The 16,504-nt window shown below is 65.0% G+C and carries 9 protein-coding genes; 2 read left to right on the forward strand and 7 right to left on the reverse strand.

Annotation, left to right across the window (positions count from 1 at the left end):
• On the reverse strand, window positions 1-7,006 hold a 7,006-nt coding region (locus Q362_RS23760; protein WP_028319365.1), incomplete at its 3' end, for a two-partner secretion domain-containing protein.
• Between the two features lie 122 nt (window positions 7,007-7,128).
• Entirely contained in the window at window positions 7,129-8,835 is a 1,707-nt protein-coding gene (locus Q362_RS0115145) for a ShlB/FhaC/HecB family hemolysin secretion/activation protein (protein ID WP_051554375.1), read from the reverse strand.
• Window positions 8,836-9,024: 189 nt separating this feature from the next.
• Here Q362_RS0115145 and Q362_RS23765 point away from each other — a divergent pair, with 189 nt between their 5' ends.
• Window positions 9,025-9,282, forward strand: a complete 258-nt coding sequence (locus Q362_RS23765) for a hypothetical protein (RefSeq protein WP_157470181.1) — start codon at window positions 9,025-9,027, stop codon at window positions 9,280-9,282.
• A 189-nt stretch (window positions 9,283-9,471) separates the two neighbouring features.
• Here Q362_RS23765 and Q362_RS0115150 read toward each other — a convergent pair whose 3' ends face one another.
• Entirely contained in the window at window positions 9,472-9,978 is a 507-nt protein-coding gene (locus Q362_RS0115150) for a MogA/MoaB family molybdenum cofactor biosynthesis protein (RefSeq protein ID WP_035216996.1), read from the reverse strand.
• A complete protein-coding gene (gene fusA, locus Q362_RS0115155; protein WP_028319368.1) occupies window positions 9,978-12,041 on the reverse strand; it encodes an elongation factor G in 2,064 nt (687 codons plus the stop codon). The genes Q362_RS0115150 and fusA overlap by 1 nt, the downstream gene beginning before the upstream one ends.
• 292 nt (window positions 12,042-12,333) lie before the next feature.
• Here fusA and murJ point away from each other — a divergent pair, with 292 nt between their 5' ends.
• Window positions 12,334-13,941 carry a murein biosynthesis integral membrane protein MurJ gene (gene murJ / locus Q362_RS0115160; protein WP_051554376.1) on the forward strand — a complete coding sequence of 536 codons (1,608 nt, stop codon included), beginning with the start codon at window positions 12,334-12,336 and terminating at the stop codon, window positions 13,939-13,941.
• Here murJ and Q362_RS0115165 read toward each other — a convergent pair.
• From Q362_RS0115165 to Q362_RS0115175, 3 genes are read right to left on the reverse strand one after another with little or no spacing between them, the layout of a single operon-like run.
• The gene (locus Q362_RS0115165) at window positions 13,920-14,657 is read right to left on the reverse strand and encodes a 16S rRNA (uracil(1498)-N(3))-methyltransferase (RefSeq protein ID WP_028319370.1); all 738 of its coding nucleotides are present in this window, start codon (window positions 14,655-14,657) and stop codon (window positions 13,920-13,922) included. The two genes, murJ and Q362_RS0115165, sit on opposite strands and share 22 nt — an antisense overlap.
• 10 nt (window positions 14,658-14,667) lie before the next feature.
• Window positions 14,668-15,927 carry a diaminopimelate decarboxylase gene (locus Q362_RS0115170; protein WP_028319371.1) on the reverse strand — a complete coding sequence of 420 codons (1,260 nt, stop codon included), beginning with the start codon at window positions 15,925-15,927 and terminating at the stop codon, window positions 14,668-14,670.
• Between the two features lie 20 nt (window positions 15,928-15,947).
• A complete protein-coding gene (locus tag Q362_RS0115175; protein ID WP_028319372.1) occupies window positions 15,948-16,403 on the reverse strand; it encodes an Lrp/AsnC family transcriptional regulator in 456 nt (151 codons plus the stop codon).
• Window positions 16,404-16,504: the final 101 nt, after the last annotated feature.

Consider the following 16,504-nt stretch of genomic DNA (forward strand, 5'->3'; position numbering starts at 1 on the left):
TAAATTTTTGCGTAATCGCCACCTGGGCGTCGATCTCCTTCTGCACCTTTTCCGCATCGAAGATCGGCTTGATCCCTGTTTCGGCGTCATTGGCGCGGACATCGGTGTTGCCGGCGATGCCCGAAATGCCGCTTCTGGTGACGGAGGCGGCGGAGCCGCTATCCTCGCCGATACCCGCGCCGGTGCCCTGTGGGACAAGCTCGCCGCTGGGACTCCAGCCCTTACCCACGTTGACGCCCACGCCCTTGGCATCATACTCGGCCCTGTTCTCGATATCCCGCATGGTCAGGCCCGAGGTGGCAAAGCTGTTCCGGCCGGCGACAACCGCCGCATCCGTGGAGGCGATCACCCCGCCGGTCAGATCGGTGTTGCCCCGGACGCGGACGGAAAAACCCTGGTCGCCGGTCCTGATTCCCGATTGCTCCGCAACGCTGGCGTAATCGCTATTGATTGTGCTCCTGTTATAGCTGACGTTACCGCCCACCATGCCCGCGCCCACGGTCAGGCTACCACCCACATTTTTTTGACTGGCATTGTAGACGCTCGTGCCCTGCAGGCTCTCGATGCTGAGATCGCCGCCCACCTCGGCAACGACCCGGTTGCCGGAGACCACCGCACCGGCAAGCCTGGTGTCGCCGCCGGACTCCATACTCACCGTGTTGCCCGCGGTCACGTGCGTGTTCGTGTAGATGACGTCGTCGCCGTCCGCATTGCCCTTGCCCCAACTGCCACTCGCCGCCACTCCGACACCGCCCGAGCCGACGGCCACCCCGATGCTGCCGTTGCTGCTGGAGTTGGTGCTGTGCAGCGCGGCGCTGTTTTTAGCCGCCAAAAAGCTGATCGCGTCGTCCGCCTGGAGGATGACGGCGTTGCCGCCGCTCACCTCGGAACCCCTGATGGTCAAATCGCTGTCGACACCACCTCCGGTGGCACGGATACGAACATTGCCGCCCGCAGCCACCATCGAACCGGCGGCGGTATCGCTCCACTGATTGGCGATGCTTTGGCTCTTGCTGGTGCCGAGGCTGATGTTGACATTGATCCCGCCCGCCTGATCGGGACTGGTGACAACCGCGTCGTAGGCGTTCATCGCCGCCAGTCCCGTCGCAGCCCCGGCCAGGGCCTGCATCCGCACGTCCTTGGTGTCCTTGGCCGACTCAGCCATCTGCTCGCCTGTCTGCAGGGCGGTGAGCACCGGAGTGCTCAGGCCCACCGACAGGCCGCTCTGCCTGAATTTCGTCTCGGTGCGGCTTGTGCTGGTCTCCCGTGCCTCCACGATCTCTATCCGCCGCGCGGCAATATCGATATCTCCCTGGGGAGCGAGGACATGACTGCCGATCTGGCGGTACTCTCCTCCCGCCGCGATGGTCACGCCTCCTGCCATGCTGCCGATGGTCGAGGCCACCGCGCTGGTCCGGGTGCCCTGCTGGTCCAGCGACTGCTCCTGGCTGCCGATGGTGAAACCAATGCCGCCGGAACTCAACAACCCGGATTTCTTCACAGACCTGAAATGTTCTTCGGTGCTGGTGTCGGTGGCCGCCTGGATAACGATGTCCTCGCCGGCAAACAATCCCGTGCCGCTGGTGCTGACGACATTGCTCCCGAACACGGTGAGGTCCCGGCCGGCCATCACCGTGGCGGTCTCACCCGACAAGGTCGTCCCCAGGGCGCTCGTCTGCTCCAGCGTGTCGCGGGTGATGGTGGTCGTGCTGGAAAACATGCTTGATTTCGTGACCTTGTGGGCATCGTCGGCATACACGTACCCCTCGCCGGCGCTCAGGGTGACATCCCGGCCGGCCATGGCCACCACCGCGCCCTGATCAGAGGTGACGGTGGCCGCCTTCAGGGTCAGGTCGTTGCCCGCATGCATGTACAGGTCGCCCCGGGTCTGCACGACGGTGCCGAGGTCGGTGTGGCTGGCCTCCCGGTGGAAGTTGTCCGCGTCCCAGACAACAGTCGCATTCGCTGCCTCCCGCACCGTGGCCAACTGGAGGTCGCGGCCGGCATGCAGCGTGGTGGCACCGGTGCCGGCATGGCTCACCACAGCCCCGCTCAGGGTGAGGTCCCGCCCGGCCGCCGCGGTCAGGTTGCCGCTGCCGCCGGTTACGTACAATCCGGCAACCCGGTCGATGTTGGTGCGGCTGCCCTGGCTGCTTTCCTGGGTCCGGGTGGTGGTCATCAGGGTGAGATCCCGGCCAGCCAGGACGGTCAGGCTGTTTTCGGCCGCAACGGTCCCGCCCAGGTTGTCCAGATCCATCCGGGCCTGGATGCCTACATCGTTTCCCATGATCCGGCCGCCCAGGTTGCGGACGTTGTCCGCGGTCAGGGCCACGATGTCGCGGCCCGCGATGGTGCCGGAGTTGGTGAGATCGCCCTCGAGCCTGAGATCGATGCTGTCTCCCGCGATCAGCGCGCCCGATGCCTGCAAGTCCCCCGCCTGCACCCGCACGTACACCTGCGGCACCAACACCTCGGTGGTGGTCCCGTCCGGCAGGACCACGGTTTCCGCCACCAGCCACACGATATCGCTGGTCAGTTGCGCCATCTGCTCCGCGGTCAGCGCCACGCCGGGGCGCAGGCCGTACGCTTCGGCAAAGGTGGCGCCGTTGTCCATCAGCGCCCGGTATTGCTCCTCGTCGCCGGCATACCCGTCCAGAAACCGGCGGCCGGTCAGCTGCGCTATCTGGTCGCGGATCAGTTTCTGTTCGTAGAAGCCGTCGCCCAGCCGTTTCTGGGTGAGAGCCGGGTCCGTGGCCAGGGCATCGAGCAGATAATCGGAACTGAGCCATTGGCGGTAATCGGCGAAACGGGGATCGGTCTCCACCAGATAGGAACTGCCGGGGTTCGACCGGACCACGAACAGGCTGTTGTTCGGCACCCTGGTGTCGATGCCGCCCGTGGCAACCACGCCGTTGCCGGTGAGGGCCGCCACCTGCACGACGGGGGTGACGATCCGGCCACCGGCAACGGCGTGGTTGACCGGACCGGAACCGCCGGGCGTTTGCGCGACCGTGTCCGTGACCAGCCCGCCAATGCCGGTGCCGGTGCCGCCGGGCGCGGTGTTCTGCCGGTAGGCCATGGCATCGAGCGTGATCGTCTGCACGACAGGCGCCGGATCATAGCTCCGCCATCCCCCGTTTTCGCCGTTCTCCGGGATGTCGGTATTGCCGTGGTCGCTGTCCAGCGAATAGTAGCCGACCACGCCGCTGGCGCTGATAACCCGCTCGCCCGTTGCCTCGTTGTTGGTCAGCGAGCCGATCGTACCGCCGATGGCGCCGCCGGCGATGATCCGGCTTTTGTCGTTCAGCACGTCGCCGGCATCGAAAACCATGGCTCCTCCGGCCAGGATCTGGGCGGGATCGGACTCGGTTACCCTGGTCTCGGTGATCGTCTCGGTGATTTTGTAGCGGTAGAAATTATAGGCCGTGCCTTCCGGCGTATCGACGCAGTGATACGGATGGCAGATACGGTGCACCGCCTCTGGCGAACGATAATGGCTGCCGGATCCCAACGGCTGGAACTCCTCCACGTATTGGCTGGAAACCTGCACGTCCTCGGTGCCGAAATGCTCGTTGGTATTGTCGAGCCGTTCTGCGCCGATCGCCAGGTTCCCCAAGGCCTCGATGGTGGCGCTGGCATTGGTCAGAACAGCGGCCCGGCCGGTGGCCCGGCGGTCGGCATCGAGGCCGCCGCCGATGGCCATGTCGCCGACGCTGAACAGCAGGGCGTGTTCGCGGTTCTCGATGACGGCCGCGCCGATGTCGAGCCGCTCCCGGGCGGCGATGACCGGCGCTGTCCCGTTTTCAGGCCCATTGTACAAAGTGGTGGCGCCGATGGCCAGAAAGTCCCCGTACATGCGGCCGGTGCCGAGATTGTTCAGGGTCGAGGCGATCAGCCAGGTCTCCGTGCCGTCGATCAGGCCGCGATTGGTCAGGCTGCCGGCCGTCTCCAGGTCGGTCCGCATGGCGGCCAGACTGCCGTCCGCCTGGTTGTCGATGCCGGCGGCCCGCACGGTCAGGGTTTGCCCCGCCGACATCGCCGATCGGTTGGTCAGCGTGCCGGCGGTGACAAGGCGGGCGCTGCCGTTTGCCTGCAACTGGCCGGTGTGCAGGTAGTTATCCGTAAGCGCGATCTCAAGGTCGCCCCTGCTGAACAGGTTGCCGTCGCCGCCCAGCGTTGCGCTGTCGATGCGCAGCAGTTGGCCGCCGATCAGGGTGCCGCCGCTGTTGACGATCGCAAGGGTCCGCACCGCCGCCAAATCGCGCAGGGAGGCGATCAGGCCCGCACTGACCAGACCGACCGTATTGTCGAGAGCGGTGCCGATGGTGAGCGTGGCGTCGCGGTCGGCGCGGATGGCACCGTAGCGGTTGTTCAGCGTGGACGCGGTCACCCGGACATCCTTGCCTTCGAGTCCCCGGTCCGTGCCCTGGGTATCGGCGTTGACAAGACTGCGGGCAGCCACGCTCAGGGTCTGGCCGGAACGCACCAGGCCGGCGGTGTTGTTCAACTCTCCGCCAAGGGTGAGGTCGACCTCGCCCATGACCTGAATCTGGCCTCCTCGATTGTCCAGGCCGGTGCCGCTCAGGGTTAGCGCGCCGCTGCCGACGATCGTGCCGCTGCCGGTATTGGCGATATGCGCGGCAACGATGTCGATACCGCCGCCAGCGCCGATGAAACCGGCGGCATTGTCGACATCGCCGGTGAACAGGTTGATGTCGGCCTGGCCGACGATGCCGCCGGTCGCACCGGAATGGGTGTTGCGCAAGTTCCGGCCGTGGGTGTCGATGGTCAACTGCCCCTTGGCCTGGAGCAAACCGGCCTCGTTGATCAGGGTGCCGCTGTCGAGGATGAATGCGCCGGTGTCGCTGCCGCCGGTGGCGATCGCCAGGCCGCGGGTGTTGTCGAAGGCGCGGCCCTGGCTGTCGAGATGCAGGCTGCTGCCGAAAAGCACCCCGTCCACGTTCGTCAGGCCCAAAGAGGCAAGGCTGAACGCTCCCGCTGCCTCGATGCGGCCGCCGCTGTTGTCCAGACTGCCGGTCAGGGCGGCCAGATCCACACCGCTTTGGCCTGAACCGATGGTGCCGCTGCGGTTGTCGATCGTGCCGGCACCGAGGTCGACTTGGCCGTTGGCAGCTAGCAACCCCTGAATGTTCCGGAAATCCTCCCCCACCCTGACGCGAAGGCCCTGATTGGCGGAGATCGTGCCGCCGCTGTTGTCCAGACTGCCGGCCAGGGCGGCCAGATCCACCCCGCCTTGGCCTGAACCGATGGTGCCGCTGCGGTTGTCGATCGTGCCGGCACCGAGGTCGATCCGGCCGTTGGCAGCCAGTGAACCCTGAATGTTCCGGAAATCCTCCCCCACCCTGACGCGAAGGTCCTGATTGGCGGAGATCGTGCCGCCGCTGTTGTCCAGGGCGCCGGTCAGGGCGAGGTCGAAGCTGCCGGCGCCGACCTGGACCAGTTCGCCCATGACATTGGAGAGGTCGTCGGCGCCCAGACTCATCCAGGTGGCCGAAACCACGGCCCTGTCGGTGCGCAGGGTCTGGCCGGCACTCGCGATCAGCCGGTTGCCGGCGGCAACGCTGGCATCGCTGAGATCGAGATCACCGGCGGCAGCGCTGAGCCCGATATTTTCGCTGCTGGTCCGGCTGCCGGCGAGATCCAGGCTGCGGCCGCTCACGGTCAACTCGCCGCCGGCCAGGTTCCTGCCCTGGGCGGTCACCTGCCGCGTGGCCCGGACCGTCAAGTCCCCGCTTGCCCCCAGATTGCCGTCGTCCTGCACGCCGGCTGCCAATACCGAGTCCGTGGTGGAGGTGATGGCGCTGGCCGCGCCGGTGGCTGCCAGCGAGGTATTCTTTTGGGCGGCGACCACGCCGCTGTTGACGATGTCGCCGCGAGTGCTCAGGACTGCATCGCCCTGGGTGAAGACGGTGCCGCTGTTGGCGATGCCGGCGGCGCTGTCGACCCTCACCCCGGCAGTGCCGGTAATCCGGCCGCTGTTCTCCAGCCGGCCGTCGGCAGTAACCACGATTTCGCCCGCGCCGGCACCGATCTCGCCGCTGTTGCGCACCCCCACGCCCGCCTCGGTGCCGACCAGGGTGATCTTGCCGGCATACATGCCGCCGAGTTGGGCCGTATCGATGGCCAAGGCCGGAGCGGGTCCGTTGCCCGCGATCGGCGTTGCCATGATGTGCTCGGCATCCACCTGGTTGGCGCCCGCCGTCACCTTGAGTTCCCTGGCCCAGAGACCGGCGTTGACCTCGACGGCGCGCGCAATCAGATCGGTATAATCGGCGGTGCTGGTATCGAACCCCCTGCCCTCGACCGTGATCCGGCCGCCCCGGACCTGGTAACCGGCTAGGTTGCCGTTGTCGACCACGGGCGAACCAGTGGTGAGGGTGGCGCGGGACGCATTGATGAACCCGCCGCCGTCCACCTTGATACCGGCCGGATTGGCGATCACCACTTCGGCGCGCTGCCCGGCGACCTCGACGAAGCCGTCCAGCCGGCTGGGGTCGCTGCTGTTGATCTCGTTGAGGATGATCTTCGCGCTTCCCGCGGCCAGCCACGGGTTGCCCTCCACCCACCCGCCGAGCTGGGTCTGGGTACTGGTCCGGCTGTTGTTGAGAATGGCCCCCTGTTCTTCGACATCGAACCGGGAATAGGTATTGCGCGAGACTCCGGCCTTGCTCGGGGTCTGGATGTTGACCAACGGCACGTTGTTCGGGGCCGCCAGCACGGTGGGGCGCTGGTTGCCGGGTGCCGCCGGATCGGCCACGATCCGGGCCTGGGCCACGGAACAGCAGCCCAGCGCCAGCATGGTCCCGACGGCCGCGCGCACAACCGGCATCAGAGCGGCCCACGCGCCATGCCGGCTGGATACGGACCGCGCCCTGGTTTTCCTGGCGTTGCCGCCGGCCTTGCCCCGGCCTGGTACGATCTCAGCCACGACCATCAGCAGGCCGCGCTGTCTGTTGAAGATGATCCGATAGCAGTGCCTGTTCATATCAACGCTCCTCCACCGCTTGTCTTGTCACTGTTGCCTTCGCGGCTCCTTGCCGCGATCCGATGCAGCACCTTCCATGGGCTGCACGGCCTTGACACTGTCCGATTCACGATAAAACCACTTCAAAAGGTCCAACTCAGGCTGAAGCCGGTCACCCAATCGGCGGTCGTGAAGCCCTCCGGTTTGGCCAGCGGCCCGCCGAGAAAAATATCGTAGGCAAGGCCCCCAAACCCACCGCGCAGACCGAGGACTGCACCGGTCAACCGCTTGCCCGCCAGGATGTCGCTGCCGGGTCCGCCCACCTCGCCGTGGTCGAGCCCGACGTACAGTTCCTGCCCGGTCGTGCCGATGCCCCAGCCGAGATCGTTGCGCACCAGCCAGCCCCGTTCGGCCAGCAGGCTATACTCGCCGTCAAACCCGCGCACGGTATAGCGGCCGCCGATGGCGAAACGGTCCTGGGGCACCAGTGGCGTGCCGTGCCATTGCCCTCGCGCTTCGCCCAGGTAGCGGAACCGTTGCGATCCAAGCGTGAACGGCAGCATCAACTGTGCCGCCGCCGTCAGTATTTCCGGCCGGGAGGTGCCTTCGCCGAATGGTTCCTCCGGGGCGGGCAAGGCATCCAGGGCGCCGGTGCCCCGTTTGTAGCCGAGGTGCAGCTCGAAGACGCCGCTATCAATGAATTGACGATAGTTCGCCCCCATCTCCCACCCGGCCATGCGCCGGCGCTGGACTTCGATCTCGGTGTCGTCGATGAAGTTCTTCGACGAGCGCGTCCAGCCGCCCAGTGAAACCGTGGCCTTGCGGACATCGTCGCGGTACACGAGGCGCGAGAGTTCGAGGCTGCCGTTGTCGCTCTCGCCGCTGTACAGGTAGGTCTGGCTGGCGCCCGCAACCGACTGATGATAGTCGTTCCGGCTGGCGGTCAGGCCGAGCAGCCAGTATCCCAGCGGCACTGAGTAGTGGGCAACGCCGCCCTCGGTACCCCGTTCTCCGGAATCGCCGTTGCCGATGTCGTGGTTGAGGCTCACGTACGCCATATCGTTGAGGGTCAGGAAATGGTCCCAGGAAAAGGTGGCCGTGCCCTGATACTTTCCTGTGGCCTTGGTGCCGGAATCGTCGGCAGAGAGCGTGATTCTGATGGGAAATCGTTGCTTCCAGGCAATGATCAGGTCGCTGTCGCCGGGACCGGCGCCCTCTCCTTCGGCCGGCGCGATGCGGATGTCGGCGTCGGCCGTGGGGAGCCGTTTGAAATTTTCCAGGGCCTGCTCGATATCGCGCAGGTTAAGCAGGTCGCCGGGACCGGCGGGCAGTGCGTTCCACAGCGTGGCCCGCGATTCGGTGCCCTCGGCACAACGGATGGCGCGGATGCGGCCGGGGATGAGGGTGAGCCGGAGCGTGCCTGTGGACAGATCCTGGGGTTCGGCCAAGATCCGGGTCGTCACGAAGCCACGGGTGATAATCGCGTTCTGGATGCGCCGCATCACCAGGTTGATGCCGTCGGTTCCCAGACAGCGATGCAGGGCCGGATCGCTGGCGCCATCGTCGGTCCGGTCCGCGAAGGCAAGGGTCCACTGGAAGCGTTCGGCATATTCGCCGGTCAGCAGGATGCGGTCGATCCGGAAACAGGGCGATTCTTCATTGGGCAGCCGTCCGCTCGCAGCGGAGAGCGACGGCTGCAAGCGGACATCGGGCGTCTGTTCCTGTTGTCGGCGTAAAACCTGCTCGCGCTCCTGCTGGCGCAGCAACTCCTGGCTGGCTCGATCCAGCGGTTCGGCCGCAAACGCCCAGGAAGAGGCAAAACAACCCGACAGCAGGACAAACACAACCATCCTTTGCCAGGGCAAGCACAAAGCCGGGCTTCTCTTAACCCGGCGGCAACCGGCCCTGCTGCTTTCCATGACCATTTCCTTGTCACCGACCGACCCGGCAGCCGGAATGCTCCATGCGGAAGAGGACCCATCGAACACTCCCCACGCAGGTGCTTTTTGCCTCGCAGTCAGCGGTGGAAATGAACGCCAATGACAACGACTGTAGCTGATTTCAATTTTGAAATCAATCGCAAGAACACTTTTTCTCCATGCAAAAACAGCGAGTTATCCCGGAGGCATTGCAATCATTGGCTTGTTGGGCAGGAAAAAAATGCGCGCGCCACCGGAAACGTGTCGCAAAAAGAGCAAAGGAAATCAGATGCAGAAAAGGGGGTGCAACCGGCACTGCCGGCACCCTCTTTTGCGATTACTGGTGCCGGACAAGATGAACTTTTCGGCCGTGCCTGAAGAGTTCGTCGCTAGGACAGATTGGGCAGCAAAGATTCCTGCCGGATGAGAAGAGACCGACGTCCGAAGATCATCGGCAAAAAGAAACGCCACTCCCGGAGGCGGGAATGGCGCATGGAAAAGACGGCCCTTTTGCCGGCCGATTGAAGGTGGTCTTTTAAAGGGTCCTGGAATAATCTGCCAGCGTGGTTACTGGCCGCAGTCGGCTTCGCCGCCTTGCAGCTTCTCCAGGCCGTGGCCCAGAGCCGGCAGCACTGCCTCCAGATTTTCTGCCGCTGCCCGGCGGCTGCCGGGCAGGTTGAGGATCAGACAGCCGCCGCGAATGCCGGCAATGCCGCGCGACCAGACCGCCTGCACCGTTTTCCGGAGGCTGGCCATGCGCATGGCCTCGGCCAGTCCCGGCACCTCACGCTCGATCACCGCCATGGTGGCCTCCGGGGTCCGGTCGCTGGGCGCCACGCCGGTGCCGCCGGTGGTGACGATTAGATCGAGCCCGAGGTCATCCGTCCAAATTTTCAGAGTCTCTTCGATCAGCTCCTGCCGGTCGGGCAGGAGCTGATATTCCGCCACCTCATACCCCGCCGCAAGCAGCATTTCCCGGATGCGGGGGCCACTGGTGTCCTCGCGCTCGCCGCGCGCCCCCTTGTCGCTCAGGGTCAGGACGCCGCAGCGGTAGGTTCGGGGAGAGGCGCCCACTATTCCTCCGCCTGCTCCTTGAACTCGGCGATGATCTTTTCGGCGATCTGGGCCGGCACCTCCTCGTAGTGGGAGAATTTGGTCAGGAAGGTGCCGCGGCCGCCGGTCATCGAGGTGAGGTCAAGGGCGTAGAGCAGGATTTCGGCCTGGGGCACATGGGCATTGATGATCTCGTACTTGTCCGTCGAGTCCATGCCGAGCACCCGGCCGCGCCGGCTGTTGAGATCGCCCATGACATCGCCGACGAAATCCTTGGGCACCCGCACCTCCACCTCCATGATCGGCTCCAGCAGCACCGGGTTGGCCTGGACCACGCCCTTCTTGAAGGCCAGCGATCCCGCCACCTTGAACGCCATTTCCGAGGAGTCGACGGTGTGGTAGGAGCCGTCGATCAGGCTGACCTTGAGGTCGACGAAGGGATAGCCGGCGATGACGCCCCGCTCCATGGCCTCGAGGATGCCCTTCTCCACCGCCGGGCGGTACTGCTGGGGAATGACGCCGCCGACGATCTTGTCCAGGAATTGGAAATGCTCGCCGCGGGGCAGCGGCTCCATCTCGATGGTGCAGTCGCCGAACTGGCCCCGGCCGCCGGATTGCTTCTTGTGCTTGCCCTGGACCGTAACCTTGCCTTTCAGGGTCTCGCGGTAGGGGATGCGCGGCGGCCGCAGTTCCATTTCAACGCCGAATTTGCGCTTGATCTTCTCGCCGACCACTTCGAGGTGCACCTGGCCGACGCCGGCAATGAGCGTTTCGTGGGTCTGCTGCTCGCGGGTGAGTTTCAGGGTCAGGTCCTCGTCGAGCAGGCGGGTGATGGAGGAGAAGAGCTTCTCCTCGTCCCCTTTCTTGGCGCTGACCGCATAGGAAATCACCGTGGGCAGCGGCTCGACCATGGGGTAGATGATTTGGTTGGCCTCCTCGCAGAGGGTGTCGCCGGTGGTGGTTTCCTTGAGTTTGGCCACTGCCACCACCATGCCGGGCACGGCCTGCTCCACCGGTTTCTGCTCCTTGCCGGCCATGATGTAGAGCTGGCCGAACCGCTCGGAGGTGGCCTTGGAGGCGTTGTAGAAGCTGTCGCCCTTGAGGGTGCCGGAGAAGACGCGGAAAATGGTCAGGCGGCCGGCGAACGGATCGGCCATGGTCTTGAACACCAAGGCCGAAAACGGCGCATCGGCGGTACCGGGGCGCTCGACGGCATCCTTGGTCTTGGGGTTGGTGCCGACCCGCGCGGGCCGCCGATCGGGCGAGGGCAGCAGATTGACGATGGTATCGAGCACCACGCCGGAGCCCTTGTTGATCAGCGCGGCGCAGGCGCAGACCGGGGCGATTTTGGCCTCCATGATGGCCCTGGCCAGCCCGGTTTGCAGTTCCTCGTCGCTCAGGGTGCCTTCCTCGAGGAATTTTTCGATCAGCTCGTCGTCGGTTTCGGCGACGCTCTCCATCAGGGCCTCGCGCCGGCCGGCCACCTCGTCGGCCAAATCCGCCGGCACCGGCCCGGCCTCGGCCCTGCCGTCGACAAACAGCAGGGCCTTGTTGGCCAGGATGTCGACCACGCCTTTGAACTGGTCCTCGGCGCCGATGGGCAGGTAGAGCACCACCGGATTGAGGCCGGTGGCCTCCTTGATGCCGTCCACCGTCTTCTGGAAATTGGCGCGCTCCCGGTCCATTTTGGTGACGCAGATCAGGCAGGGCAGGCTGTGTTCCTTGATCAGGTCGACGAATTTCTCGGTCTGCGGCCGCACGCCCATGACCGCGCCCACGGTGAGGATAGCGCTGTCGGCTACCTGGGCGGCGAAGCGGGTCTCGTTGAAAAAGTTGTCGTCACCGGGGGTGTCGATGAGGTACACATCGTTTTTCTGCCAGCTCAACTGGTTGAAGGCCGCACCGATGGAGATCTTGCGCTTGGTCTCTTCCGGCTCGAAATCCATGGAAGAGGTGCCGTCATCCACCTTGCCCAGCCGCTTCAGGGAACCGGCGGTAAACAGAAGGGCCTCGGCAAGAGAGGATTTACCGCTGTTGCCATGGCCGAGAAAAACCACATTCCTGATGTGCTGTACGTCCTGCATGGAGTCCTCCAGTGAGTGCAACGGTTGTATCGGCGTTCACGGTGAACAGGGCCGTTCGCACCCTGCCGTGCGAACGGCATTTCGAGTTCCGAAACGCAATGGATATGGCTGACACGGATTGTCGCCGGCTGACGTTCGCGGGGCTGGCATCGTGCCGCCCGAAAACCGAAGAAAAGCCCTCGCGCTTTCGCGGCAGGAGTGGTAACCATCGACTCCGCACAAACGAGCCCTTGTTATATTCGTATTAAGATTGCAAAGTCAAGCGATAACCTGCTGAAACACTGAACAAACGATGACCATCGAACCAGCAGCGCAACCAGCCGAATCCACCGGAAAAATCGCCCGTTCCGCCGGCGCGGTTTCCGTTGCCATGATGTGCAGCCGGGTGCTCGGCCTCATCCGCGAGCAGGTCTTCGCCGGCCTGTTCGGCGCCGGCTTTGCCATCGACGCCTTTGTCGTCGCCTTCCGCATCCCCAACCTGCTGCGCGATCTCTTTGCCGAAGGGGCGCTCTCCGCCGCCTTTGTCACCGTGTTCACCGACTACAGCACCAACCGGGGCGCCGAGGCCACCTGGCGCCTGGCGAGCAATGTCCTCGTCTTTTTCACCCTGTTGATCAGCGCCCTCACCCTGGCCGGCATCTACTGGGCCGAGCCGGTCGTCAACCTGCTCGCCCCGGATTTCGGGCTGATCGCCGGCAAGACCGAGCTGACCGTCCAGCTCACCCAAATCATGATGCCCTTTCTGCTCTTTGTCTCGCTGGCGGCGGTGGTGATGGGCATTCTCAATACCAAGGGCCGGTTTTTCGTGCCGGCGATGTCGTCCACCTTCTTCAACCTCGGCTCGATTGTCGGCGGCCTGTTCCTGGCCTGGCTCTTCCCTCGCTTCGGCCAGCCGGCCATCGCCGGCATGGCCTGGGGCACCCTGATCGGCGGCCTGCTCCAACTGCTGATGCAGGTGCCGACCCTGTTCAAGGTCGGCTTCCGGTTCCGCTTCGCCTGCAACCCGCTCGATCCGGGGCTACGGCGCATCCTCCTGCTCATGCTGCCGGCCACCATCGGCCTGTCGGCCACCCAGATCAACATCTTCGTCAACACCAACTTCGCCGCCTCCTGCGCCGAGGGCTCGGTCTCCTGGCTCAACTACGCCTTCCGCCTGGTGCAGCTGCCCATCGGCGTCTTCGGCGTGGCCCTGTCGATCGCGGTGATGCCGGTTCTGGCCAAACAGGCGGCGCAGAAGGACCTGGCCAGCCTCAAGCAGACCTTCACCTCCTCGCTGGTGCTGGTCTTCGCCCTGGCTGTTCCCGCCACCGCCGGTCTGGTGCTGCTCGCCCAGCCGATCATCCGCCTGATTTTCGAGCACGGCGCCTTCACCGCCGCCGATACCATCCAGACCGCCGACGCCCTCACCTACTACGCCATCGGCCTCTTCGCCTATTCGGCCATCAAGGTGATGGTGCCGGTGTTCTACGCCATCAACACCACCCGCTATCCCGTGATCGGCAGCTTCCTCGGCGTGGCGGCCAACATCGGCACCATCGTCCTGGTGATCGACGCACTCCAGCACCGGGGCATCGCGCTGTCCACCTCCTGCGCCATGATCCTCAACTTTCTCTTTCTGGGCGTGGTGCTCTACCGGAAACTGGAGGGCTATCCGTTGGGGTATCTCTTGCGGGGCGTGGCGAAAATCGTGGCGGCCACCGGTTTGATGTGCGCCGGCATCTGGGGACTGGGGCGCCTGCTCGCCCCCTGGCTGCAGGGCGCGGTGCCGGCGCAGCTCGGGGCGCTGGCTGTACTGATCGGGGTGGCGGTGGCGATTTACGCGGTGAGCCTGCAAGCGCTGCGCCTGCCGGAGTTCACCCTGCTGACCGGCAAGCTGGCTCAGCGTTTGCGCAGATCGTAGAGGAGCTGTATCTGGGCGAGCAGGCTGACCACGGCGGTGTCGACGTGGAGGATGCGGCTGCCCATGGCAAAGCCGTAGAAGCCGCAAGCGAGGAACCGGCCGAGTTCGTAGTCGGACCAGCCGCCCTCGGGACCGACCGCGAGCAGAAGCCGCTGCCCCGGCCGGCCGGACAGCGGCAGCCCGGCCACGGTGCCGTCCACTCCGGGATGGGCGATCAACCCCTGACCTTCGAGGCCGGGCAGGACGTCCTCGACAAAGGGCTTGAACTGCGGGTGGATGCAAACCTCGGGCAGCCAGGTGTCCATAGCCTGTTCCATGCCCTCCAGAAGCAGGCTGCGGATCTTGTCCGGGGCCAGCACCGGGCTGTGGAAAAAGGATTTCTCCACCCGGCGCGAGCGGATGAGATGAAAGCGCCGCACGCCCAGCACCGTGGCCTGCTTGAGGATGCGCTGGAGCATGATCGGCCGGGGCAGGGCCAGGATCAGTTCGAGGTGCAGGTCGCGGTCCGGCTCCCGCATAAGTTCCACGGCCAGGCGCACCGTTTCCTCTTCGATGGCCGTTACCCGGCCACGGCCCATCTGGCCGCCGATCACCCCCACCCGCACCGCGTCGCCCACCGCCACCTTGAGCACCCGCAGCAGATGTTCGGCCCGGCGGCCAGCAAGGCGCACGCCGCCGCCATCGAGTTCGGCGGGATCGAGCAGCAGCAGGTTCACGGGTTCCCTCTCACAACCGCAGCACCTTGTCCTCGAACTGCAGGGTGGCGAAATAGTCCTCGGGCCGCTCCTCGCGGCGGATGAGCCGCACCATGCCGTCCTGGGCGAGGAGCAGTTCCTGGGGCCGGAGCTTGCCGTTGTAGTTGAACCCCATGGCATGACCGTGGGCGCCGGAATCCTGGATGACGAGGATGTCGCCGTCGACGATGGGAGGCAGTTGCCGCTGCACGGCGAACTTGTCGTTGTTCTCGCACAGCGAGCCGACCACGTCGACCACCTCGGTGCCGGCGCTGCCGTCCTTGCCCAGCACCTCGATATGGTGATAGGCGCCGTAGAGGGCGGGCCGCATCAGGGCCGACATGCAGGCGTCGACGCCGACGTAGGTGCGGTAAATCTCCTTGCGGTTGATGGCGCGGGTCACCAGCACCCCGTGCGGGCCGGTCATGTAGCGGCCACTCTCCATGAACAGGGCCGGGCAGTAGCCGTTGCGGTCCTTGAAATCGACGAACAGGGCGGTGATCTCCTCGCCCATGGCCTGGATGTTCAGGGGATCGATATCCGGCAGGTAGGGAATGCCCAGCCCGCCGCCGATATTGATGAATTCGAAGTCGATGCCGAGCGCCGCATGGATGGTTTCCACCAGTTCCAGCAGCATGGCCGCGGTCTGCACCATGTAGCTGTAGTGGAGTTCGTTGGAGGCCAGCATGGTGTGCAGGCCGAACCGTTTCGCGCCCCTGGCCTGCGCCCGGCGGTAGGCCTCGACGATCTGCTCGTGGCTGACCCCGTACTTGGCCTCCTCCGGCTTGCCGATGATGTCGTTGCCCGTGCGGCGGTTGCCGGGATTGTAGCGGAAGCAGATCAGCTCCGGCATCTGCGGCACCTTGTCGATCAGGCTGATGTCGTCCAGGTTGAGGATGCAGCCACCCTCGGCCGCCGCGGCGGCGAAATCGGCCGGGCTGGTGTTGTTGGAGGTGAACATGATGTCGTCGCCGCTGGTCCCCAGGCGCCGGGCCAGCGTCAGCTCGGTGGCCGAGCTGCAGTCGAAGCCGAAGCCCATGTCCCGCATCAGGGCCATAACCGAGGGGTTGGGCAGGGCCTTGACCGCGTAATACTCGCGAAACACGGGGATATCGGCAAAGGCCTCCGTGAGCCGGCGGCCGGTTTCGCGAATGCCAGCCTCGTCGTAGATGTGGAAAGGGGTGCCGTACTGGGCGACGATGGCCGAAAGATGGGGAAAGAGACGGTCTTTGAAGGTTTGGGACATCGGCATGGGAATGGACCTCGTGTGCGTCAGGCGCGGATGGGGATGCGCGCGGTTTCCTTGTAGGTGTGCAGGACGGTCGTGGTTCTGGTGGATGCGACCTCCGCGATGACAGCGATTTTTTCCCGGATGAGGGCCGCCAGCTCGGTGGTGTCGGCCACCCGCACCTTGACCAGATAGCAGTCGTCGCCGGCCACGTAGTGCACCTCCTGCACCTCGGGGATGGCGGCCAGCGCTTCGCCGGTTTCCGGACGGTCGCCCACGGAGCGGGAGCGGATCTCGATGAAGGCGATCTGGCGGCGGTTGAACCGGGCCGGGTTGAGCCGCACCTCGTAGCCGTCGATGATCCCCTGGCGCTCCATCTTGCGGATGCGCTCCAGGACCGCCGAAGGCGCCATTGCCACCTGCCGGGCCACATCGATATTGGGAACGCGGGCCTTTTCCTGCAATATCTTCAGTATGTTCAAGCTGATGTCATCAAGCATCAACAGGGGCCTCCGCTCAGAAAAAAAGAAAAAGTCACCTTAAAAAGACGGTACCGGAAAAGCACCGCCCTCTTCAAGAACAAAATTCACGAAAAACGGCA

It is taken from the genome of Desulfobulbus elongatus DSM 2908, assembly GCF_000621145.1.
Taxonomy (GTDB): domain Bacteria; phylum Desulfobacterota; class Desulfobulbia; order Desulfobulbales; family Desulfobulbaceae; genus Desulfobulbus; species Desulfobulbus elongatus.

What these genes read in the sequence shown, in the direction of transcription:
- Q362_RS0115145 (WP_051554375.1), bottom strand. Translation starts at nt 8,835, where the DNA reads ATGGTTGTGTTTGTCCTGCTGTCGGGTTGTTTTGCCTCTTCCTGGGCG.
- Q362_RS23765 (WP_157470181.1), top strand. Translation starts at nt 9,025, where the DNA reads ATGACAACGACTGTAGCTGATTTCAATTTTGAAATCAATCGCAAGAAC.
- Q362_RS0115170 (WP_028319371.1), bottom strand. Translation starts at nt 15,927, where the DNA reads ATGCCGATGTCCCAAACCTTCAAAGACCGTCTCTTTCCCCATCTTTCG.
- murJ (WP_051554376.1), top strand. Translation starts at nt 12,334, where the DNA reads ATGACCATCGAACCAGCAGCGCAACCAGCCGAATCCACCGGAAAAATC.
- fusA (WP_028319368.1), bottom strand. Translation starts at nt 12,041, where the DNA reads ATGCAGGACGTACAGCACATCAGGAATGTGGTTTTTCTCGGCCATGGC.
- Q362_RS0115175 (WP_028319372.1), bottom strand. Translation starts at nt 16,403, where the DNA reads ATGCTTGATGACATCAGCTTGAACATACTGAAGATATTGCAGGAAAAG.